The following is a 20,724-nucleotide window of genomic DNA, read 5'->3' on the forward strand; positions in this document are numbered from 1 at the left end:
AAAGTCGCGCGCGAGGGAAGGAAACTAGCGCAGCACCTCATCCGAGCTGACCAGCCGCACGTCGTGCATCTGATTCAGATAGGCTTCGTAGTAGCCCTTGTGAGAAGCGCCGACGATGGTCAGCATCCGCGTGCCCGGATAGCGTCCCAGCACGTCGCGCATATTGGCGACCATGCGCAGATTGCGCGTCTCCCAGTAGCCGAGATAGCGGCGCCCGAACGCCTGCGGCGAGGGCTCCACATGGGTCGCGCCGAAATCCGAACGATAGACGACCATCTGCGTGTCCGGCGTGTTGTAGCCGCGATAGATGTTCAGCACGCCGTCCGGGCGCTCCAGGTCGACATACAGCCGCTGGTCTGCGTCCCTGCGCGCCTGGACATAGGGATTGTCCCACGCCGCCATGATGGCCTTGGCCTGCGCCTCTTCCTCGTCAGGCCGGGTTGCGGAGTCCGCCGTGTGATCATCGACCGCCCACAGGCGCTCATGCCCCAGCCGCGCCGCCAATACGGCCGCGACCAGGTCGACCTCGTTCTTCCGGGTCATCCGGCGGTCCAGGGCAGCCGCCATTTCCGCCGTCAGGCTGTCGCCCGCCACCCGCTCCGCGGCGGGCAGACGAAGCCATTGCACCGAGGCGGAACCCGGCTCTCCCGCCGCGAGGAAGAGCGCCGCCAGACGTCGTCGATCGGCCGCCGTCGGCGCCTTGGGCCAGGCCTCCAGCAGACGCTCGACCTCGGCGTTGGCCGTCGGCACGTCCATGCCCAGCGCCCGGCCTTCGTCGGACGGGTCATAGCAGAAGGCCTCGACCGATTCCGCATAGCGGGACGGATAGCGCCGCATGAAGTCGCACTGCAGGCCCGACAGGTTTTCGACGGCGATGGCGGTCGGCCGCCAGGCCTCCAGCCGCATCAGCAGCGGCTGAAGCTGTTCGGCGCGGAAGCTGTCCGGCAGGTCGGACAGGTGCGGCGAACCCAGCACCAAAACCTCATTGAAGGCGCCCGCCGGTGGGCCTTTCAACTGGTCCGGATGAAAGGTGGGGCGATAGTCCTGCGCCGTGGCGACGGAGCCGATCATCGCCCAGGTCGCCGCCGTCAATCCGATCGCCAGACGCATCATTTCACCTTCGCTCCCGTTGTTGCGCGGGAAAACTGAAGGCAGGCTCAGGCGCCGACAAGTTAAGTTTCAGCAACGAAAACGGCGCGCCCCATGCAGGACGCGCCGTTCTGATTTCAGCCGGAAAACCCGGAAAGGCTTACGCCTGCATCGTCCAGCCTTCGACGCCCATGGCCGCCTGACGGAAGGCTTCCGAGCGGGTCGGGTGCGGGTGGCAGGTGCGGGCCACGTCTTCCGAGGCGCCGCCGAAGGCCATCGTCATGCAGGCTTCGCCGATCAGTTCGCCCGCCTGCGGGCCATAGATGTGGACGCCGAGAACCTTGTCCGTCGCGGCGTCGGCCAGAACCTTCACGAAGCCCTCGGTCTCGTGGTTGATCTTGGCGCGGCTGTTGGCTGCGAAAGGGAATTTACCCTTCTTGTAGTTGACGCCCGCGGCCTTCAGCGCCTCTTCGGTCTTGCCGACCCAGGCCACTTCCGGGCCGGTGTAGATGACCGACGGCACCAGGTCATAGTCGACGTGGCCCGGCTTGCCCGCGATCAGCTCGATCACGGCCACGGCGTCTTCCTCGGCCTTGTGGGCCAGCATCGGGCCGTGCGTCACGTCGCCGATGACCCAGACGCCCGGCGCCGAGGTCTTGAAGTGATCGTTGGCGATGAAACCGCGCTGATCCGGCGTGACGCCGACCGTCTCCAGCCCCAGACCGGCGGTGTAGGGGCGGCGGCCGATGGCGACCAGCACCACGTCGCCCTTCAGGGTTTCGGCCTCGCCGCCCCCATTTTCGCTTTTCTGGGCGGGCTCCAGCGTCAGTTCAACGCCGTCCTTGGAGGTCTTGGCGCCGGTGACCTTGGTGCCCATGCGGAAGGTCATGCCCTGCTTGGTCAGGCCGCGCTGGAAGGCGGTGGCGACTTCGCCGTCCATGCCCGCGCCGACCTTGTCGAGGAACTCCACGACCGTGACCTGAGCGCCCAGACGACGCCAGACCGAGCCGAGCTCAAGGCCGATGACGCCCGCGCCGATGACAATCAGATGCTTGGGAACCTTGGGCAGGAACAGGGCGCCGGTGCTGTCGATGACCTTGCCGTCCTCGAAATCGACGCCCGGCAGCGGGGTCGGCTCGGAGCCGGTGGCGATGACGATGTTCTTGGTCTCGAGCGTAGTCTTGGCGCCGCCCTCGGCTTCGACCTCGACCTTGCCCTGACCCGCGATGCGGCCGAAGCCCTTCACCACGTCGACCTTGTTCTTCTTCATCAGGAATTCGATGCCCTTGGTCAGGGCCTCGACGCTGTCGTCCTTGGCCTTGTGCATCTGGGCCAGGTTCAGCTTGGGCTTCACATCGATGCCGATGCCGGCGAATTCGTTGTTGGCGGCCTCATACAGTTCCGAAGCGTGCAGCAGGGCCTTCGACGGCATGCAGCCGACGTTCAGGCAGGTGCCGCCCAGCGTGGAGCGCTTTTCGACCAGGGCGGCCTTCAGGCCCAGTTGTCCGGCGCGGATGGCGGCGTTGTAGCCGCCCGGCCCGCCCCCGATGATCACCACGTCGTAGGTCTGGGAAGCGGCGTCGGCCATGAGGTCCTCTGACTTGTTCGGGCGCCGGGCAGGCGCTGAAAAAAGAAGCGGCGCGGACACTAGCGCCAGCCCCGGCGGGGTCAACCGCCACGGTCCATATAGGCCCTGATCCCGGCGGGGGCCATGCCGAGAGAAGCAAAAGGCCGGGCGTCGCCGCCCGGCCTTCCGTTTCAGCCGCTAGCTTTCAGCGCTTGGGACCAATCAGTATTTGAAGCGCACGCCCATGAAGACGTTGTAGCCGAACTTCTCATACTCATAGGTCCGCTCGCGCGAGCCGTAGTAGCGGACGCCCGCCGAGTCGGTCAGGTTCTTGGCCTCGCCGAACACCTCGACCCCATTGCCGAAGTCGTAGGAGGCGGTGAAGTCCAGTTGGCCGCGCCCCTCGACCCACAGGTCCATGCCGGGATTCTCAGCGTCGATCGCTTCCAGATAGTCGCCGCGATGGGTGTAGGACACCCGCGCGCTGAGGCCGCTGCGCTCATAGAAGAGGGCCAGATTATAGGTGGCGTCCGACTGGCCCGGCAGGGTGAAGCGGTCGCGCCCGCCATAGGTCCGGCTGGTTTTGATCTCGGCGTCCGTCAGCGTGTAGTTGGCGAAGGCGCCAAAGCCCGACGCCCAGCCCGGCAGGAAGTCGAAGGTCTGCTGCCAGTTGAACTCAATGCCCATCAGGTGGCCGTTCGGCGCATTGAGCGCCTCCGTGATGGTCGCTACTCCCGTCGGCGACGGCTCATAGGGCGCGCCGTCGGTCACCAGAGTGAAGCGGTAGTTCGACAGGTCCTTGTAGAAGGCGTTGGCCGAGACCACGCCCAGCGGCCGCAGATAGTATTCCAGTCCCGCGTCGATGTTGTTCGACAGGGTCGGCTTCAGGTCGGGATTGCCGCGCGACACGGTGGTGCGGCCGCTGTCGGTGGTATCCAGAACGCGCGGCACGATGTCGGTATAGTCCGGCCGCGAAATGGCCCGCGTCAGGGCGAAGCGGCCGACCAGTTGCTCGCTGAAGCTGTGGCGCAGCGTCAGGTTGGGGAAGAAGTCGGTCTGGTCGCGCTGAACCGTCACCTTCACCGGGTCGCCTGTCTCCGGGACGTTGAGCGCCGAGCCCTCGAAGTCCGTTCTCTCGACCCGCAGACCGACCAGGACATTGGTCGCGCCGACGTCAAAGCGCGCCTGACCATAGGCCGCCAGCACATCTTCATTGGCGGTGTAGTCGGCCGTGATCGACTGGGGGATTCGGCGCACGTCCGCGGCCGGATCGGGATTGGTCGACGCCGCGCGAACACGCTCGAAATAATCCGCTATCTGACCGTGATCCAGCTTGTAGCCGAGGCGGTAGTCATAGTTCTGCGACTCGCGGCCCGACAGCAGCGGGCCCATGTCGCCGGGGCTGACAGCGGCGTTGCGGTCGCGGAAACGCTCCTCGTCGGCCGCCACGTCGCGGGTGCTGTATTTGGCGCCGAACTTCAGCGTGACTTCGCGGCCGCCGATGACGGCAGGCAGCTCATAGTTGGTCTTGAAAGCCACATCTTCCTGCGTCGTCGCATTCGAGCGGAAGCTGTTCTCGCGGAAGCTGTAGTTGGCGGCGTTCAGATAATAGCCGTTCGGGTCGGCGAAGGCCGAATAGGTCGGCTGATAATGGTCGCTCGTGTCATAGCTCAGAGTCTGCGATCCTGAGCGGAAGACCAGTTCGTCACGATGCGGATAGGTCTGCTCGCTCTTGGCCCACGACAGGGCCGCATCCCACACGGCGCCGTTGCCGAAGGTGCGCTCGACGCCGGTGTTCAGGGTGGTGATCTGGTTGTTCTGCGTGCGGTGACGCAGCGCCTTGTAGATGCGCGCGCCGGTGAAGGTCGCCGCATGATCGGTCGCGCCCGCCTGGATCTTGCCGTCCGAATAGCCGAACCGCAGGGTGTCGCGGTATTCATCGTCCTCGAACTCGGCGTATGAACCGCGCACCCAGGCCCGCAGATTGTCGCCGGGGCGCCATTCCAGGGCGCCGGTCAGGGCCTGACGCGTGCGTTTGGTCTCATAGTCCTTGAACAGCGTCTCTTCGATCAGATAACGGCCGGAATCTTCGTCATAGACCCAGGCGTTCTCCACGTTGTCGGGGCGACGGTTGGTCTCCGAATAGCTGAGCGACAGCAGGGCGCCGAAGGTCTGGTCCGGGCCGAAGACGTTGGAGATCGTCGCGCCCGCCCGCGTGTCCGAGCCGCCGTAGTCGTTATAGCTGCCGCCTGCATAGCCGCTGACCGCCAGACGGCGCTTGTCGAAGGGCGAGCGGGTCTTGATCTCGACCGCACCGGCGATGGAGTCGGCGTCCTGAGACGGGATCAGGGTCTTGGAGACCTCGACGCTCGACACGATGTCGCTGGGCAGGGTGTCCAGGTCGACGGCGCGCGTCGTCGGGCTGACCGCCGGAATGGCGACGCCGTCGACGGACACGGCCGTAAAGGAAGACGGCGCCCCGCGCACGTTGATATAGCGACCCTCGCCCTGGTCGCGCTGAATGGCGACGCCCTGCACCCGCTGCAGCGATTCCGCCACGTTCGGGTCGGGATAGCGGCCGATGGCGTCGGCCGACAGGACGTTGACCGTGCCGTCGGCGTTCTTCTGCTGGTTCAGCGAGCGAGCCACGCCGTCGGTGATGACGCCGTTGACCACGACGTCGGCCACAGCGACCGCATCGCCGGATCCCATCATGACGGTGACCGAGGTCAGGCGGCCCGGCGCGGCGGCGACGGTCTGCGTCGCGGTCGGCAGGCCGATGTAGCGCGCCTCCAGCGTCACCTGACCGGAAACCCCGCCCAGATTGAACTCGCCCTGGCTGTTGCTGACCGCGCGGCGTCCGCTGGCGCGATCGATGATCTCGACGCCCGGCAGCGGCGAGCCGTCGGCGCTGACGACGCGCCCGATCAGACCGTCGCCCGCCACAGCCGCCACGGCGGCCGGGGCCGCGTCGACATCAGCCGCCACATCAGCAGCCTGAGCGGTCACGGCGAAAATAAGCGGCAGGCTCGCCGCGCTGAGAAGAAGTCCGAGCTTCATGTGCTTGTCCCCGACGCCCGGCGCCGCATCTGGCGCTCCGGTTCTGGCGGGGAGGGCTAATGCGCAGCGGCGACGCGGCAGCGACGGTTTGACGAAAAGGAATCTGCGCGCGGAATACGGAACCGCGACAGTTGATCCCGGTCCGGACCATTCGCCAGAGAGGACAGGCGCGCAAAAGGAAACGGGGCCCGACCTTGCGGCCGGACCCCGTTTTCCCTTTCGACTGGAGCGGGCGAGGCGATTCGAACGCCCGACCCTCACCTTGGCAAGGTGATGCTCTACCCCTGAGCTACGCCCGCACTCCGTTGGGAGCGATGTGCTGCTCCCCGTCGAGGAAGGGGCGTATAGCGGACCGGCTTCGGATCGCGCAAGCCCCTTTTTCGATTTTCGCTCAATCCGTCGATATTTTTCGAATAGCCCTGAAACTTCACACGAAAACGGCCCCCGAAACGCCCGCAGGGACGCCTCGGAGGCCGCTTCAAAGCAGAGCTGTCAGCCCCTTATGCGCCCTGCCCGCTCAAGCAGCGAGCCGCCGCGCGGCGAGCGTTAGCGGCCTTCAGCGTCTCGCTTAGCGAGGGGCGAGGCGTATAGCCCCGTCCAGACGAATGCACTCGCCGTTGATGTAGGTGTTCTCGGCCAGGTGCAGAGCCAGGGCGGCGTAGTCGGCCGGCGTGCCCAGGCGCTTGGGGAAGGGAATCATGGCGGCCAGTGCGTCCTGCACCTTCTGGTCCATGCCCGCCATCATCGGCGTCCACATGATGCCCGGCAGGATGGTGTTGACCCGCACGCCCTCGTTCATCAGATCGCGCGCCGCCGGCAGGGTCATGGCGTAGACGCCGCCCTTGGACGCCGAATAGGCCGCCTGGCCGATCTGGCCGTCTTGGGCCGCGACCGAGGCGGTGTTGACGATCAGGCCGCGCTCGCCGTCTTCCATCGGCTCCAGCGTGACCATGCCCGCCGCCGACTGCGACAGGACGCGGAAGGTCCCGAACAGGTTGATCGAGACGGTGCGCTCGAACTGGGCCATGTCGTGGGCGCGGATCTCGCCGGTGTCGCGCTTGCGGCTGACGGTCTTCTGGCCCGTGGCGATGCCGGCGCAGTTGACGGTCAGACGCTCCTGTCCGTGAGCGGCGCGGGCCTTCTCGAACCCGGCCTTGACGCTGTCGTCGGAGGTCACGTCGACCTTGCAGAAGACGCCGCCGATATCCTGGGCGATGACCTCGCCGCGCTCTTCGTTCAGGTCGAACAGGGCGACCTTGACGCCCTTGGCCGCCAGGGCGCGCGCCGTACCTTCGCCGAGGCCCGAAGCCCCGCCCGTCACCACCGCCGCGATCGAAGCGTCGAGTTTCATGAAAGTCGTCCTATATTCGATTGAACCGAGTGCTCGTGCGAGGATTTAGCGGCCATGACCGCAAAGACCAACGGGGTGTCGCCCAATGACGCCATCAATCCTGAGAAAGCCTTGGTTCCCGCCGTGCAGAAGGTGAACGAGATGCGCGTGCGCAAGGGCTTCTGGCCCAAGATGCGGCGCACCGCCGCCCGCATCCCCTTCGCCCAGCAGGCGGTCGCCGCCTGGTACGCGGCCCAGGATCCAAAGACACCGCTGGCGGCCAAAGGTCTGATCCTGGGCGCGCTCGCCTATTTCGTCATGCCGGTGGACGCCATTCCCGACGTCTTCGTCGGCATCGGCTTCACCGACGACGCTGCGGTAATCGCCGCTGTCCTGGCCACCCTCGGCGCCCACCTGAAGCCGCGCCACCACGATCAGGCGGCGCAGGCGCTGAAACGGCTGCGGGAGGACGAAGAATAGACCGCTTCCTTCTCCCTCCCCTTCATGGGGAGGGTGGTCGCGTAGCGACCGGGTGGGGAGGGCTCGGTGATACGGAACGCGCGCTTGATGCGCCCCGCCGCCCCCACCCGGCTTCGGCCTGACGGCCTCAGCCACCCTCCCCATGAAGGGGAGGGAGAGCGTTGGCGCCTCAATCCTCGACCTTCACCACGACCTTGCCGACAGCCGTGCGGTCGCTGAGCGCCTGAATGGCCTCATGGGCGCGTTCCAGCGGGAAGGTGCGGCTGACGCGCGGCTTGATCTTGCCCTCGGCGTAGAACTGCATCAGCTCGGCCATGTTCGCGGCATGAGCCTTGGGATCGCGGGCGACGGCCGCGCCCCAGAAGACGCCGACCACCGACACCGACTTCAGCAAGGTCAGGTTCAGCGGCAGGGACGGAATCCCCGCCGGGAAGCCCACCACCAGATAGCGGCCGTTCCAGTCCATCGCGCGCAGGGCCGGTTCGGCGTAGTCGCCGCCGACGCCGTCGAACACCACATCGGCGCCGTCGCGGCCGGTCGACAGCTTGAACTCGCCCGACAGCGCCTTCTGGGCCGCCTTGTCCATCGGGCCGGAAGGGTAGATCAGGCCGTTGTCGGCCCCCAGCTCCAGCGCGAACTCCACCTTGTCGTTGGTCGAGGCGGCGGCGACCACGCGCGCGCCCATCGCCTTGCCCAGCTCGACGGCGGCGGCGCCGACGCCCCCTGCCGCGCCCAGCACCAGCAGGGTCTCGCCCGGCTGCAGCTCCGCCCGGTCCTTCAGGGCGTAGTAGCTGGTGCCATAGGTCATGATGAAGGCGGCGGCGGTCTCATAGTCCATGCTGTCGGGAATGGGGATCAGGGTCTCGGCCCTGACCTTCAGCCGCTCGACCATGCCGCCCCAGCCGGGCACGGCGACGACGCGGTCGCCCCGGAACACGCCCTTCACCCCCTCGCCGACGGCGTCGACCACGCCCGCGACCTCGGCCCCCGGCGCGAAGGGACGCTCGGGCCTGAACTGGTATTTGTCGGCGATGATCAGGGCGTCGGGATAGTTGACGCCCACGGCCTTGACCTCGATCACCACCTCGCCCGGTCCGGGCGTGGGGTCCATGACCTCCTCGACGACGAGCGTTTCCGGGCCGCCGGGGGCCTTGGACAGGACTGCACGCATAGGAACTCTTTTCAGCTATCCCCCGTCGACCGTGGCGCCGACACGCCGGTGACGCTAATCAGCCTGCGGCCCGATGCAAAGAGGCCGAATGGGTTCTGAGGAGACGATCATGGCGAAACCCGCCCTCATCCTTCACGGCGGCGCCGGCGCCCGACGCGAGCGCAACTACGACGCCGAGGTCGCCAACATGCGCGAAGTCGTCGAGGCGATGAAGGCGCGGCTAGACGCCGGAGCCTCGGCGCTGGACGCAGCCGTCGAGGCGGTCGTCATGCTGGAAGATTCCGGCCTCTATGTCGCCGGACGCGGGGCCTCGCCCAATCTGGCGGGCGAATATGAGCTGGACGCCAGCCTGATGGACGGCGCGACCGGCAAAGCCGGGGCCGTCGCCGCCCTGCAGGGATTCCGCAACCCGGTCGTCGCCGCCCGCGCGGTGATGGATCGCACGCCCCACGTCATGCTGGCCGGGAACGGCGCCGCCCGCTTCGCCGCCGAACAGGGCCTGACGCGCGTAGAGGACCCCGCCGCCTGGTTCACCGGCGCCGGCAAGGGCGAGGACAACCACCCGCCCAGCATGTTGAGCCACGGCACCGTCGGCTGCTGCGTGCTGGACAGCCAAGGCCGCCTGGCCGCCGCCACCTCGACGGCGGGCGTGTTCGGCAAGATGCCGGGCCGCGTCGGCGACACTCCCATTCCCGCCGCCGGAACCTGGGCCGACGAGCACGCCGCCGTCTCCTGCACCGGCCAGGGCGAGTATTTCATCCGCGTCGCCGCCGCCGCACGCACCGCCTTCGGCGTCGCCGCCGGGCAGTCGCTGGCCAAGGCCTCTCAGAGCGTGGTCGACCGCATCGGCGCCCTGGGCGGCGACGGCGGCCTGATCGCCCTGGACCGCGAGGGGAACATCGCCGCCCCCTACAACAACCAGGGCATGAAGCGCGCCTGGCTGGGGACCGACGGCGCGATCGGCGTCGAGGTGTTCGGGGGATAAACAGCCTGCTTCCGCCCATCTTCAACAGAAGCTGACGTCTCGCCCTGGCTATAGGCGCCCCCTTGGGAACCATAAGCTTTGCCGGGCGCTTGGCCCCCATGCTGACGACCAAGATGAACCCGCGCGTCTTCTGGGGAGCCAGCGCCATCGCGGGAGGGCTTCTGCTGCTCGCCCTGATGGCGCCCGCTACGTCCGACCTTCTGTTCGGGCGCGCCCAGGCCTGGGTCATCGACACCTTCGGCTGGTTCTACGTGGCCTCGGTGGCGGGCTTCCTGCTGTTTGTGACGGTGCTGGCGGTCGGGCCGACCGGACGGCTGAAGCTGGGGCCGGACGATGCCGAACCGGACTTTCCCTATGTCTCCTGGCTGGCCATGCTGTTCGCGGCGGGCATGGGTATCGGCCTGATGTATTTCGCCGTGGCCGAGCCGGTTCAGCACTACATCGCCCCGCCCGAGGCCCAGCCCGGCACGCTGAACGCCGCGCGCGAGGCCATGGTCATCACCTATACCCACTGGGGCGTGCATGCCTGGGCCATCTACGCCGTGGTCGGCCTCAGCCTGGGCTATTTCGCGCACCGGAAGGGTCTGCCCCTGACCATGCGGTCAAGTCTCTATCCCCTATTGGGCAAGCGGGTGAATGGTTGGCTGGGCGATGCGGTCGACATCTTCGCCATCTGCGGCACCCTGTTCGGCATCGCCACCTCCCTGGGGCTGGGCGTCGCCCAGATGAACTCAGGTCTCAACTACGTCTTCGGGGTGTCCAGCACTGTGGTGATGCAGGTCTCCCTGATCGCAGTGGTCATGGGCGCAGCGACGATTTCAGTGCTGACAGGCGTAGACAAGGGCGTGCGGCGCCTGTCGGAGTTGAACCTGGTGCTGGCCGTCTGCCTGATGCTGTTCGTGCTGGTCACGGGGCCGACGCTGTTCCTGCTGCGGGCCTATGTGCAGAATTTCGGCCTCTATCTGGATCATTTCTTCGTCCGCACCTTCACTCTCTACGCCTATGAGCCGCGCGCCTGGATGGCGGACTGGGCCCTGTTCTACTGGGCCTGGTGGATCGCCTGGTCGCCGTTCGTGGGCATGTTCATCGCCCGTATCTCGCGCGGGCGGACCGTTCGGGAATTCCTGATCGGCGTGCTGCTGGTGCCGTCGGCCTTCACCTTCCTGTGGATGACGGTTTTCGGCAACACCGCCATGAGCCTGGATCTGGGCGGGGCGGCGGGGGCGATCTCGGACGCCGTTCAGGCGGACCTGTCGACGGCCCTGTTCCGCTTCCTGGAGTATCTGCCGGGCACGGCGATCACATCGGTTCTGGCCCTCGCCCTGGTCGCCGTCTTCTTCGTCACGTCGGCGGATTCAGGCTCTCTGGTGATCGACACCCTGGCCTCGGGCGGCGCCGAGGACACGCCGCGTTGGCAACGCATCTATTGGTGCGTGCTGCAGGGGCTGGCGGCCGCCCTGCTGCTGCTGGCCGGCGGGCTCGGCGCCCTGCAGGCGGCGACACTGGTGGCGGCCCTACCCTTCGCCATCATCATGATCCTGGCCTGTTTCGGCCTGGCGCGGCAGATGAACGCCGACCTGAGGGGCGAGGCCGTCGAGACCGAGGCGGCGCCGCTGCGCGAACAGCTCAAGCGCATCCTGGCCCCCGCCAGCCGCCGCGATATCGATCGCCAGATCGCCCGCCACGGCGCCCCGGCGCTGGAAGAGGTGCGCGCCGCCGTGGCCGCCGAGGGGCTGGAGAACAGCGAAGTGCAGAGCGACGACAACGGCGTCTGGCTTAGGGTCGAGCACGCCAACGGGCGGGACTTCCTGTATCGACTAGGCGCCCGGTCGCGACCTCGCCCGGCCCTGACCGCGCTGGAGGCGCCCGAAAGCCGCCGCGCCCTGGAATGGCGGCTCAGCGCCGTGACCGGCGACGGCACGCGCCCGCGCGACGTGACCGGCTTCACCCGCGCCCAGATCGTGGCGGACGTGCTGGAGCACCTGCAAAGGTGGCGACTGGCCGCCTAGGTCAGACTCCCCCTTGGCCCGGCCGACCGGCGGCGTTAGCGTCGCCGTTCAGTCTTCGGGAGCGTTCTTGATGTCCATCCGCCTGTCGCGCCGAGCGGCGCTGATCTCTTCCGCCGTCGCCGCCACGGGCGCAGCTCTGCCCGCGAGCGGCTGGGCCCAGACCAGCGCCGATACGCGCTCCGACGAGGAGATCGCCGCCGCCGCCGACGCCTGGGTGCAGCGCTGCATGGCCGCCTGGCCGGAGCAGCCCGCCGTGTCGCTGGCTCTGGTCCGGGACGGCAGGACGGTGCTGGCCAAGGGCTATGGCGTGCGCCGTCAGGGCAAGGCCGAACCGGCCGACGAACACACCCTGTTCGCCATCGCCTCCAACTCCAAGAACGTCACCGCCGCCTGCCTGGCCATTCTGGTCGACGAGGGCAAGGTGAAGTGGGATGAGCCGATCCGCACCTATCTGCCGGGCTTCACCCTGTCCGACCCGCTGGTGAGCGAACAGATCACCGTGCGCGACACGCTGAGCCACCGCGCCGGTTTCGGCCTGGGCGCCGGCGACCTGCTGTTCTGGCCCAACAGCGACCGGACGCGAGCGCAGGTGTTGGCTCAGGCCGCCTTCGTGCCGATCAAGGGCGGTTTCCGCGAAGGCTATAACTACTGCAATCTGATGTTCGTGGTCGCGGGCGCGGTGATCGAAAAGGCATCCGGCCTGTCGTGGGAGGACTTCGTCCAGACCCGCATCTTCGACAAGGTCGGCATGAGCGAGAGCGCGCCCCTGGCCCGTCTGGCGGATCCGGCGAAGTCCGCCCTGCCCCACGGCCGTGTCGGGCCGCCCCTGCGCTATCAGGGGCCGATGACCCAGATCGCGGACTCCATTGTCGAGGTCTGGAACTGGGATTCGGCGGCGGCGGCGGGCGGCATCTGCGCCAGCGCCCACGACTGGGCCAAATGGATCGCCGTGCGCCTGAACGACGGAAAACTGGCCGACGGCTCGCGCCTGTTCTCCGAAGCCGCCGCGCGGGAGATGTACAAGCCAAACATCGTGGTCTCCTCGTCCAACGGACCAACGGCGGCCCTGCCCAATCGGGCCGTGGCCTCGACCTACGCCATGGGGTTGCAGGTTCAGGACTATCGCGGCGAGCGGCTGGCGACGCACGGCGGCGGCTCGCCCGGCGGCATCTCGGCCACGGTGCTGATCCCCGGCCGCAAGATCGGCTTTTCCGTCTTCACCAACGCCGAAGAAAGCTTCCTCTTACGCGCCCTGCGCTCCGGCCTGTCCGACATCGCCATGAACAAGGTCGACGTCGACTGGATCGCCGATTCCAAACGCATCGAGGCCGAGGGGATCGAGAAATCGCTGAAGGCCGCCGTCGAGATCGACGCCAAACAGGCGGCGGGCGCGCCGCCCTCCATGCCGCTGGAGGCCTATGCCGGAACCTGGCGCGATCCCTGGTACGGCGACATCGTCATCGAGCCGAAGACCGAGGGGCGCGGCCGCAACCGCAAGTCCGGCCTGTGGTTGCACTTCACCCACACCCCGGCGCTGCAGGGCTGGCTGGAGCCCTATGACGGCGAGACCTTCCGCACCCGCTTCCCTGACAAGCGCGAAGAAGACGCCTTCGTCACCTTCAGCATCGCCACGGCCAAGCCCGCCACCGCCACGGTCAAGGGCGTCTCGCCCGATATCGATTTCAGCTACGACTATCAGGACCTGCGGCTGACGCGGGTTTGAGGAAAGCAAAAGGGGCGGCCCCGACAGGCCGCCCCTTCTTCATTTCATCGCTACAACCGGATCAGCGCGCCGGCGGACGCTGGCCGGCTTCCAGGATCGGCATTCCGGCTTCGGTGGGGATGTAGATGGTCTGGCGGCCGTCCTTGCCGGCCGTTTCCTGCAGCATGTTGATGTAGGACCAGCGCAGATAGGCCTCAGGGCCGCCCAGGGCCTCGGACATGATGCGGTTGGCCTCATTGGCGCCCTTGGCCCGCTCGATCTCGGCGGCGGCGGTCAGCTTGGCTGAATCCAGGGCGGCCTGGGCCTCCAGCACGCGGATGCGACGGTTCTGCACCGCCTCTTCATAGGCCGCGCGCCCGGCCATCTGCTTGGAATAGACGTTGTAGGTCGGAAAGCCGATCAGCACGATCGCCAGGACGGCGACGAGGCCGACGATGGATCCAAGGGTGAGGCCGACGCCGCGCATGGGCTTGTCCTGAAGCTAAGCAAAAAGAGACCCGCAAGGTGGCGGCGAGAGCCGCCTGCGGTCAAGCATGATGACGAGGCCGATCAGCGTCGGCGCGCCGGCGTTGCGGCAGCGGCCGGAACCAGCTCCAGAATGTCGAGGTTGGATTCATTGGCCGGCCAGGGCGTCACCAGCCGCCAGCGGCTTTCGCCGATTCGCTCCAGCACCGAGACCATGTCGCGCTCAGGCCGCTGGCCATAAGTGCGCGCGGCCGGTTCCGACGCCAGGGCCATCGAGCCGAGGAAGACCATTTCACGATCATTTTCAGGGAACAGCAGGCCCGCCTGGCGTTGCGAGCCGCTGAGCTTGGTCAGCTTCAGCCCCAGGGCGGTGTTCTCGATACGGCAGGCGAACCAGCCGTAGACGACATAACCCAGACCGCCGTCGCCGCCCTGAGAGCCTAGCTTGACCGTCCGGCAGCGATAGGCCCCCTCAGGCGGAGTCACGCCCGCCCGCGTCGCGGCCGGGTCGATCAGGTCGCCCACCAACGCCAGGTCGCCCGAACCCGTCTGACGCCTGGACTGTTCCAAAGCCAACGACCAGGCGGCGACCCGGCGTTGATAACGATCACGATCGGCGGCGGTGATGACGCCGCGCCAGTCCGCCAGAACGGCGCCCGTCGGCGCATCCGGCGCGGCCGGAATGGAAGGGGGCGGCGGGGGGGGAGGCGGCGGCGGCGGGGTCGTGGCGCACGCGGCGAGCACAGCCGACAGCGACAGCGACAGCGTGATCAAGCCGGTGCGGACATGGGCTGGCCGGAAGAAACGGATCGGCGAGCGCTGCATAGCGGGTTTCCCTTACGAACGGGATCGAAAGCCCCATTTCTCTAGGAAGCCGTCGCGGCCCTCCGCGTCAACCCTGAGCCGCGACTTATGACGCGGCGCGCATCGCGTGCGTTCCACCGAGAGTGCGCGTCAACGCCTGCGCCAACCCCGCCACCGAGACCGGGCGGTGCAGCACCTCGGCCACGCCAGCGAGCCTGGAAACGCCGCAGTCCGAACTGACCGCCAGCACAGGGATGCAAGACGTCGTCCGGTCCCTGCCCAGTTCCTCCAGAAATGCCGCGCCCGCGTCAGCCGCCATATCCAGATCAAGCACGACGGCGTCCGGGCGCAGGTCGCGCGCCATCGCGACGCCTTCGGCGGCGCAGCCGGCGACATGAAGCTGCAATCCGCCGAAATCCTGCACCAGACGCCGCATCAGGGCGACGGCGGCCTTGTCCTTCGCCACATAGAGGATGACGCCGTGCGGCAGACGCGCCAGTTCCGGCAACAGCCGATCCGCATTCGGCGCCGTATCCGCCGAAGCCCCTTCGGCGGAAGGCAGGCTGATGACGAAGGCGGCGCCCCGCCCCTCGGCGCTGAGCGCTTCAAGGCGTCCCTGCATGGCTTGGAGCCGTCTCCGGGCAGGGGCCAGTCCGGGCCACGGCGCGCGGGTCCCCTCTTCGCCCGCGACGGCGATGGCGTGGGCGGCGAGCGGCTGGAACAGGGTTTCAAGCTGAGCCGACGATAGACCGGGACTGTTATCGCGAACCGTCACCTGGAGCTCGCCGCCAAGACGGCGCGCCTGGATCGCCACAGAGCCGCCGGGGTCGCTGCGGCGCACCGCGCCCGCGATCACATCGGCGAAGACGCGCATCAGGCGTTCAGGATCCGCCATCGCGGTCAGCCCGGCCTGAGGCTCCGGCAGGACCAGCGACACCTTGGCCGCCTCTGCATCCTGCAGCAGGGGCAGACAGGCGCGGTGCGCCAGCAACAGGGGATCGACGCGTTGAAGCTGGCCCGTCGCCGGCCGTTCGGCCTCGGCCAGTGCGCTCATGCCCTCCACCAGCGTCAGCAGGCGCGTCGCCGCTTCGCCGATGCGCTCGGCCGCCTGCCGTTGGCGATGGCTGAGCGGCTCGCCCCCTGCGTTCAGCCGCAGCAGATCCGAAAAGCCCAGCACGCCCTCCAGCGGCGTGCGCATCTGACGACTGACGACGCGGATCAGATCGGCATGTCGACGACGGCCCTGAAAGGCGTCTTCCTCGGCGCGCAGGCGCGCCGCATCGGACTGCGTCAGAGCGGCCTCGAGCTCGACGACGCGGCGACGGGCGCCGTCCAGCTGGCCGTCATGAAGACGCTGGACCGCGCCGATGCGTCGATGCGCCCGGAAAGACAGCCGGACCCCGGCGACGCCTGTCGCCAGACAGAGAGCGACTACAAAGACGAATAATTCCATCAGCCTTCCTCCCAGAGCGGGAAGAGTGGCCACCAAAGGTTGTATTTGTCTGTAGGCGCAACCCTAACGAGCTAGGCGGGCCTCAGCCTTCTTCGTCCGGGGCGACTGCATCGGCCTTGCGGCGGGTGCGACGCTTGGGCGTGGGGGCCGGTTCATCCTCGGCGGAGGCTGCTTCTTCGGCCGTGATCGGCCGCGTCAGAAAGCCCGGCAGGGCGGCGGCGTCATCGGTCGGTTGAGCCGCATCGTCCTCGGCCGCACGCGCACGTCGCGGAGCGCGAGGCGCGCGGGGGGCGCGCTCGACCGGCGCTTCTTCAACCACTGCAGGCGCCTCGGCGCTCTCTATCGGCTGGTCGTCGCCCTGGGCCGAATCTTCGCCAGAGGCTGCGGCGTCGCCTTCGCCCTCGTTGTTCTCGAAGCGACGGTTACGCTCCTCACGCCGGCGCTCCCAGCGCTCCCGGCGCGTTTCGCGGCGGCCGCCCTCGCGGCTTTCGCCGTCAGCCCCGTTGTCTGATCCTTCGCGGTCACGGTCGCGGTTGGCCTCGCGCTCGGCTCGCTCCGCCTGGCGGCGCGCCTCGTCTTCTACACGGCGCTCCTCGGCTTGCTGAGCAGCGATGATCGCGGCGGCCTGAGCGCCCGATTCGTCCTCGAAATCGATGTCGAACCCCTGGCCAGCCAGTTCGCGCTGGGCGATCTCGCTGACCGGGCGCTGCGGCTGAAGCGCGCGCAGGACGCGGAAATAGTGTTCGGCGTGCTGGGTGTAGTTCTCGGCCAGAACGCGGTCGCCAGCGGCTGCGGCGTCGCGCGCCAGCTGCATATAGCGTTCGTAGACGGTCTGGGCGTTGCCCCGGACCTTGATGTTCTCGGGACCTTGCGAATCCCATGAACGGTTCGGATTGGTGGCGTTGGCGTTATTGCCGCCGCCGGGCTTCCTGTTGCGTCCGCGCTGACGCTTCATGCCCTTGAAATCTCTCATCGGAGCTTACCGTGCTGGTGCGGGCCGCCGTCGAAGAAGACGGGCGGGACCCTGTTCGTCGTTCCGTTCGTTCGGGGCCTATCCCCGGTGCGAGCTGTTCGGAAAACCGTGCGTCCCCCGTGGTCCGCCGCGTCCGTCTGAGGGGCGCGACCGTCACTGGACCCAGACGCGCTTAAGCGAGCAAACCTGCCCGAAAAGGATGCGTTTGGATGGGAACAACACGGACTTAGCGCGCGGCGCGCCGCTTTCCAAGGGTTTTTATTGCCGCGCCCTACTGAACCGGGCCTTCGACCTCGGGGATGGGGCCGACGCGCGGGTCGGGGCCGTTGGTCACCACGCGGTCGCGGTCCGCCAGGTCCTTGACGATCTTGACGTCAGCGAAGCCCGCCGCCTCGAACAGGGCCTTGACCGCCTCGCCCTGATCCCAGCCGATCTCGACGGCGAAGACCCCTTCCGGGCGCAGGATGCGGGCGATCTCGGGCGCCAGGTCGCGATAGGGCTGCAGCCCGTCCGGACCGCCGTCCAGCGCCAGATGCGGGTCGTGCTCGCGCACTTCAGGGTCCAGGGCAGCGATGTCGCCGGTCGGGATATAGGGCGGGTTGGACACCACCAGATCGAAGCTGGCGTCGGCGAAGCCCGCCGCCCAGTCCGTGCGCATGAAGGTGCAGCGGTTGTTCAGGTCCAGATTGGCCGCGTTCTCACGCGCCACGGCGATGGCCTCGGTCGAGATGTCGGTGCCGACGCCGCGCGCGCCGCGCCGCTCGGCCAGCGCCGCCAGCAGGATGGCGCCCGACCCCGTGCCCAGGTCGGCCATTTCAAACGCCGCATAGGGCGGGAAGGCGCGGACGATGACGTCCACCACCGTCTCGGTGTCTGGGCGCGGGCTGAGCACGTCGGGGGTGACGTTCAGCATGATCTTCCAGAACCCCTTGCGGCCCAGGATGCGCGACACCGGCTCGCGGCGCAGGCGGCGGTCGACCATGGCGTCCAGCGCGCGGGTTTGCTCTTCGCTGAGGACGCGATAGGGATCGTTAAGGATGTCGACGCGCCCCGCCCCGGTCGCCGCTTCCAGCAGCAGGCGGGCGTCGATGGAGGGGCTGTCGACGCCGGCGGCCTTGAGGCGGGCCTGCGCGCCCTTCCAGGCGGTCAGCAGGGTCGGTTGGGTGTTCTGATCGGGCATTCCCGGTGATTGGGGTCTGCGGCGCGTGATTTCAAGACGGAACGGCATGGCAGCGTAGCCGTTGAGGGGCGAATGGGGATGAACGACCTGCTCAAATCGAACCGCCGCCGTTCCGGACGGCACCCGTCCCGCCCCTCGGCGAAGGGCGCTGGCGGACTGTTGCGCTACCTGGCCGCTGCGGCCGGCGGACTGGCGACCGGGGCGACCGCGGCCCACCTGCTCTATACGCAGGGCTATCGCTTCGGCCTTGAGCTGCGGCCGCCGCGCCCGGAAGCCCTGCCCCCGCCCGATCCAACGCCCGAGGACTATGACGCCAAGGAGCCGGGACGCGGGCGTCTGGCCCAGCGGCCGTCGCAGATTCCACACAAGGGCTGGGTCGATATTCTGTGGCGCACGGTCATGGGCTATTTCGGCGACCGCGTCGGCTTCGTCGCCGGGGGCGTGACCTTCTTCATGCTGCTGGCCCTGTTCCCGACGCTCGGCGCCTTCGTCACCATCTATGGCCTGTTCGCCGATCCGGCCGACGCCTGGAGGCAGCTCAGCTTCCTCTATGAGGTGCTGCCCGCCAATGTGGCCCAGTTCCTGGGCGCTGAGATGACGCGGCTGGCGGGCAATTCGACCGGCCAGCTGACCTTCACCCTGGTCTGGACCCTGCTGCTCACGCTGTGGGCGGCCAACGGGGGCGTCAAGACGCTCTTCTACGGATTGAACCTCGCCTATCATGAGGTCGAGCGGCGCAACATCGTGGTCTACAACCTGATGTGCATGGGCTTCACCGTCTCGGCGATGGCGGCCGTGCTGCTGAGCTCGGCCCTGGTGGTCGGCGTGCCGGTGGTGCTGGCGGTCTTCGGGCTTCAGGACGAATGGGCCTATCTGGCGCCGCTGCGCTGGCCCCTGCTGTTCTTCGGCTATGTGGGGGCGCTGGCCCTGATCTATCGGCTGGGGCCGAGCCGGGCGCGGGCGCGCTGGCGCTGGCTGACGCCGGGCGCCCTGTTCGCGGCGATCATGAGCCTGCTGGTCTCCTTCCTGTTCAGCTGGTTCCTGACGAACTTCGTGCGCACCGATTCCTACGGCCCGCTGGCGGCGGCCATGGGTTTTCTGCTGTGGACCTGGTTCTCTGTGCAGGTGATCCTGATGGGCGCGCGCCTGAACGCCGAGATCGAACATCAGACGGCTCAGGACACCACCATCGGCGCGTCCCTGCCCATCGGCGAGCGAGGGGCGGTGATGGCCGATTCCGTCGGCGCCCGGCGCGGCAACCCCGCCGCCCTGACCTATACGCTGAAATACGCCGAGAGCCTGGGCGACCGGGTGCTGAAGCGAGGCGCCCGCAAGAAACGGCGCTGAAGTCGGAGCCTTAAGCGAACTCGGCTTCCAGATCGGCCAGGCGAGCGGCCTGATCCTCGGCGATCAGGGCGTCCAGCAAAGGGGCGAGGTCGCCTTCCAGAATCTGCGGCAGGCTGTGCAGGGTCAGGCCGATGCGGTGATCGGTCACGCGTCCTTGCGGGAAGTTGTAGGTGCGGATGCGCTCGGACCGGTCGCCCGAGCCGACCTGGGACTTGCGCGCGTCGGAACGGGCGGCGTCCTTGGCCTGACGTTGCATGTCGTACAGGCGGATGCGCAGGTTCTTCATCGCCTTGTCGCGGTTCACGTGCTGCGACTTTTCCGACGAGGTGGCGACGATGCCGGTGGGCAGGTGGGTGATGCGCACCGCCGAGTCGGTCTTATTGACGTGCTGGCCGCCCGAGCCGGACGCGCGGAAGGTGTCGATGCGGATGTCCTTGTCGAGAATCTCGATCTCGACGTCCTCGACCTCTGGCAGGACAGCGACGGTCGCCGCCGAAGTGTGAATGCGACCGCCCGCCTCGGTCGTCGGCACGCGCTGGACGCGGTGGACCCCGCTTTCGAACTTCAGGCGGCCGAAGACGCCCTCGCCGCTGACGGTGGCGATGATTTCCTTGAAGCCGCCCGCGTCGCCCTCGGTCGCGCTGTCGATCTCGACCCGCCAGCCCCGCGTGGAGGCGTAGCGCGAATACATGCGGAACAGGTCGCCCGCGAACAGGGCCGCCTCGTCCCCGCCCGTGCCCGCGCGCACTTCCAGCACGGCCGAGGCGTTTTCATCGGCGTCGCGCGGCGCCAGCAGCAGCGCGACCTCGCGCTCCAGTTCCGGCAGGCGCTCGATCAGGGCGTCCAGTTCATCGGCGGCCAGGACGGCCATTTCCGGGTCGGCGGCCATGGCCTTCAGGTCCTCGACCTCGGCGCGGGCGCGGGCCAGGGCCTGAACCGCATCGGCCACGGGCTTGAGCTCGGCGTGCTCTTTCGACAGGCGCACGATCTCGGCGCCGTCCGTGGCGGCGCCCATGCGGGCCTCCACCTGATGGAAGCGGTCGAGCACCTGATCGAGCCGGGCCTGGGGCAGTCGCAACGGCGTGTCC

16 protein-coding genes and 1 tRNA gene are annotated in these 20,724 nt (G+C 68.0%); 5 read left to right on the top strand and 12 right to left on the bottom strand.

What is annotated here, in order from left to right; all coding sequences use genetic code 11:
• Positions 1–24: 24 nt before the first annotated feature.
• From H556_RS0114605 to H556_RS0114625, 5 genes are all read right to left on the bottom strand, one after another.
• Positions 25–1,113: a DUF5694 domain-containing protein gene (locus H556_RS0114605; RefSeq protein WP_035303174.1), complete on the bottom strand. Its 1,089-nt coding sequence runs from the start codon at positions 1,111–1,113 to the stop codon at positions 25–27.
• A gap of 136 nt (positions 1,114–1,249) precedes the next feature.
• Positions 1,250–2,677, bottom strand: coding sequence for a dihydrolipoyl dehydrogenase (lpdA, locus tag H556_RS0114610; protein ID WP_024355153.1), 1,428 nt, complete (start codon positions 2,675–2,677; stop codon positions 1,250–1,252).
• Between the two features lie 201 nt (positions 2,678–2,878).
• Positions 2,879–5,716 (bottom strand): TonB-dependent receptor, encoded by a 2,838-nt coding sequence (locus tag H556_RS0114615; protein WP_024355154.1) that lies wholly within the window; start codon positions 5,714–5,716, stop codon positions 2,879–2,881.
• Between the two features lie 224 nt (positions 5,717–5,940).
• Positions 5,941–6,015, bottom strand: a tRNA-Gly gene (locus tag H556_RS0114620).
• A gap of 269 nt (positions 6,016–6,284) precedes the next feature.
• Positions 6,285–7,067: an SDR family oxidoreductase gene (locus tag H556_RS0114625; RefSeq protein WP_024355155.1), complete on the bottom strand. Its 783-nt coding sequence runs from the start codon at positions 7,065–7,067 to the stop codon at positions 6,285–6,287.
• 54 nt (positions 7,068–7,121) lie between these two features.
• Between H556_RS0114625 and H556_RS0114630 the strand changes: the two genes are divergently transcribed.
• Complete coding sequence (locus H556_RS0114630) at positions 7,122–7,526, top strand: YkvA family protein (RefSeq protein WP_024355156.1); 405 nt, start codon at positions 7,122–7,124, stop codon at positions 7,524–7,526.
• A 169-nt stretch (positions 7,527–7,695) separates the two neighbouring features.
• Here H556_RS0114630 and H556_RS0114635 read toward each other — a convergent pair whose 3' ends face one another.
• Complete coding sequence (locus tag H556_RS0114635) at positions 7,696–8,697, bottom strand: NADPH:quinone oxidoreductase family protein (RefSeq protein ID WP_024355157.1); 1,002 nt, start codon at positions 8,695–8,697, stop codon at positions 7,696–7,698.
• 109 nt (positions 8,698–8,806) lie between these two features.
• Here H556_RS0114635 and H556_RS0114640 point away from each other — a divergent pair, with 109 nt between their 5' ends.
• The 3 genes from H556_RS0114640 (at position 8,807) to H556_RS0114650 (ending at position 13,414) form a co-directional block, all read left to right on the top strand.
• Complete coding sequence (locus H556_RS0114640) at positions 8,807–9,682, top strand: isoaspartyl peptidase/L-asparaginase family protein (RefSeq protein WP_024355158.1); 876 nt, start codon at positions 8,807–8,809, stop codon at positions 9,680–9,682.
• A 98-nt stretch (positions 9,683–9,780) separates the two neighbouring features.
• Entirely contained in the window at positions 9,781–11,691 is a 1,911-nt protein-coding gene (locus H556_RS0114645) for a BCCT family transporter (protein ID WP_024355159.1), read from the top strand.
• A gap of 70 nt (positions 11,692–11,761) precedes the next feature.
• Positions 11,762–13,414: a serine hydrolase gene (locus H556_RS0114650; RefSeq protein ID WP_024355160.1), complete on the top strand. Its 1,653-nt coding sequence runs from the start codon at positions 11,762–11,764 to the stop codon at positions 13,412–13,414.
• A gap of 61 nt (positions 13,415–13,475) precedes the next feature.
• Here H556_RS0114650 and H556_RS0114655 read toward each other — a convergent pair whose 3' ends face one another.
• The 5 genes from H556_RS0114655 to prmC form a co-directional block, all read right to left on the bottom strand.
• Positions 13,476–13,880 carry an SPFH domain-containing protein gene (locus tag H556_RS0114655; protein ID WP_003167453.1) on the bottom strand — a complete coding sequence of 135 codons (405 nt, stop codon included), beginning with the start codon at positions 13,878–13,880 and terminating at the stop codon, positions 13,476–13,478.
• A gap of 83 nt (positions 13,881–13,963) precedes the next feature.
• A complete protein-coding gene (locus H556_RS0114660) occupies positions 13,964–14,704 on the bottom strand; it encodes a DUF4893 domain-containing protein (RefSeq protein WP_029673688.1) in 741 nt (246 codons plus the stop codon).
• A gap of 85 nt (positions 14,705–14,789) precedes the next feature.
• Positions 14,790–16,136, bottom strand: a complete 1,347-nt coding sequence (locus tag H556_RS0114665; RefSeq protein WP_024355162.1) for an ATP-binding response regulator — start codon at positions 16,134–16,136, stop codon at positions 14,790–14,792.
• Positions 16,137–16,218: 82 nt separating this feature from the next.
• Complete coding sequence (locus H556_RS0114670) at positions 16,219–17,091, bottom strand: DUF4167 domain-containing protein (protein ID WP_245559511.1); 873 nt, start codon at positions 17,089–17,091, stop codon at positions 16,219–16,221.
• Between the two features lie 289 nt (positions 17,092–17,380).
• Positions 17,381–18,289 (bottom strand): peptide chain release factor N(5)-glutamine methyltransferase, encoded by a 909-nt coding sequence (gene prmC / locus H556_RS0114675; RefSeq protein WP_024355164.1) that lies wholly within the window; start codon positions 18,287–18,289, stop codon positions 17,381–17,383.
• A gap of 78 nt (positions 18,290–18,367) precedes the next feature.
• Between prmC and H556_RS0114680 the strand changes: the two genes are divergently transcribed.
• The gene (locus H556_RS0114680; RefSeq protein WP_245559513.1) at positions 18,368–19,636 is read left to right on the top strand and encodes a YihY/virulence factor BrkB family protein; all 1,269 of its coding nucleotides are present in this window, start codon (positions 18,368–18,370) and stop codon (positions 19,634–19,636) included.
• 10 nt (positions 19,637–19,646) lie between these two features.
• On the opposite strand, the gene prfA is transcribed toward H556_RS0114680, so the two are convergent.
• Positions 19,647–20,714, bottom strand: a complete 1,068-nt coding sequence (gene prfA / locus H556_RS0114685) for a peptide chain release factor 1 (protein ID WP_024355166.1) — start codon at positions 20,712–20,714, stop codon at positions 19,647–19,649.
• Positions 20,715–20,724: the final 10 nt, after the last annotated feature.

Source organism: Brevundimonas naejangsanensis DSM 23858 (genome assembly GCF_000421705.1).
GTDB classification, from domain to species: domain Bacteria; phylum Pseudomonadota; class Alphaproteobacteria; order Caulobacterales; family Caulobacteraceae; genus Brevundimonas; species Brevundimonas naejangsanensis.

Excerpts from the sequence above, each read along its gene's own strand:
- H556_RS0114605 (WP_035303174.1), bottom strand. The coding sequence starts at position 1,113 with ATGATGCGTCTGGCGATCGGATTGACGGCGGCGACCTGGGCGATGATC.
- lpdA (WP_024355153.1), bottom strand. The coding sequence starts at position 2,677 with ATGGCCGACGCCGCTTCCCAGACCTACGACGTGGTGATCATCGGGGGC.
- H556_RS0114615 (WP_024355154.1), bottom strand. The coding sequence starts at position 5,716 with ATGAAGCTCGGACTTCTTCTCAGCGCGGCGAGCCTGCCGCTTATTTTC.
- H556_RS0114625 (WP_024355155.1), bottom strand. The coding sequence starts at position 7,067 with ATGAAACTCGACGCTTCGATCGCGGCGGTGGTGACGGGCGGGGCTTCG.
- H556_RS0114630 (WP_024355156.1), top strand. The coding sequence starts at position 7,122 with ATGACCGCAAAGACCAACGGGGTGTCGCCCAATGACGCCATCAATCCT.
- H556_RS0114635 (WP_024355157.1), bottom strand. The coding sequence starts at position 8,697 with ATGCGTGCAGTCCTGTCCAAGGCCCCCGGCGGCCCGGAAACGCTCGTC.
- H556_RS0114640 (WP_024355158.1), top strand. The coding sequence starts at position 8,807 with ATGGCGAAACCCGCCCTCATCCTTCACGGCGGCGCCGGCGCCCGACGC.
- H556_RS0114645 (WP_024355159.1), top strand. The coding sequence starts at position 9,781 with ATGCTGACGACCAAGATGAACCCGCGCGTCTTCTGGGGAGCCAGCGCC.
- H556_RS0114650 (WP_024355160.1), top strand. The coding sequence starts at position 11,762 with ATGTCCATCCGCCTGTCGCGCCGAGCGGCGCTGATCTCTTCCGCCGTC.
- H556_RS0114655 (WP_003167453.1), bottom strand. The coding sequence starts at position 13,880 with ATGCGCGGCGTCGGCCTCACCCTTGGATCCATCGTCGGCCTCGTCGCC.
- H556_RS0114660 (WP_029673688.1), bottom strand. The coding sequence starts at position 14,704 with ATGCAGCGCTCGCCGATCCGTTTCTTCCGGCCAGCCCATGTCCGCACC.
- H556_RS0114665 (WP_024355162.1), bottom strand. The coding sequence starts at position 16,136 with ATGGAATTATTCGTCTTTGTAGTCGCTCTCTGTCTGGCGACAGGCGTC.
- H556_RS0114670 (WP_245559511.1), bottom strand. The coding sequence starts at position 17,091 with ATGAAGCGTCAGCGCGGACGCAACAGGAAGCCCGGCGGCGGCAATAAC.
- prmC (WP_024355164.1), bottom strand. The coding sequence starts at position 18,289 with ATGCCCGATCAGAACACCCAACCGACCCTGCTGACCGCCTGGAAGGGC.
- H556_RS0114680 (WP_245559513.1), top strand. The coding sequence starts at position 18,368 with ATGAACGACCTGCTCAAATCGAACCGCCGCCGTTCCGGACGGCACCCG.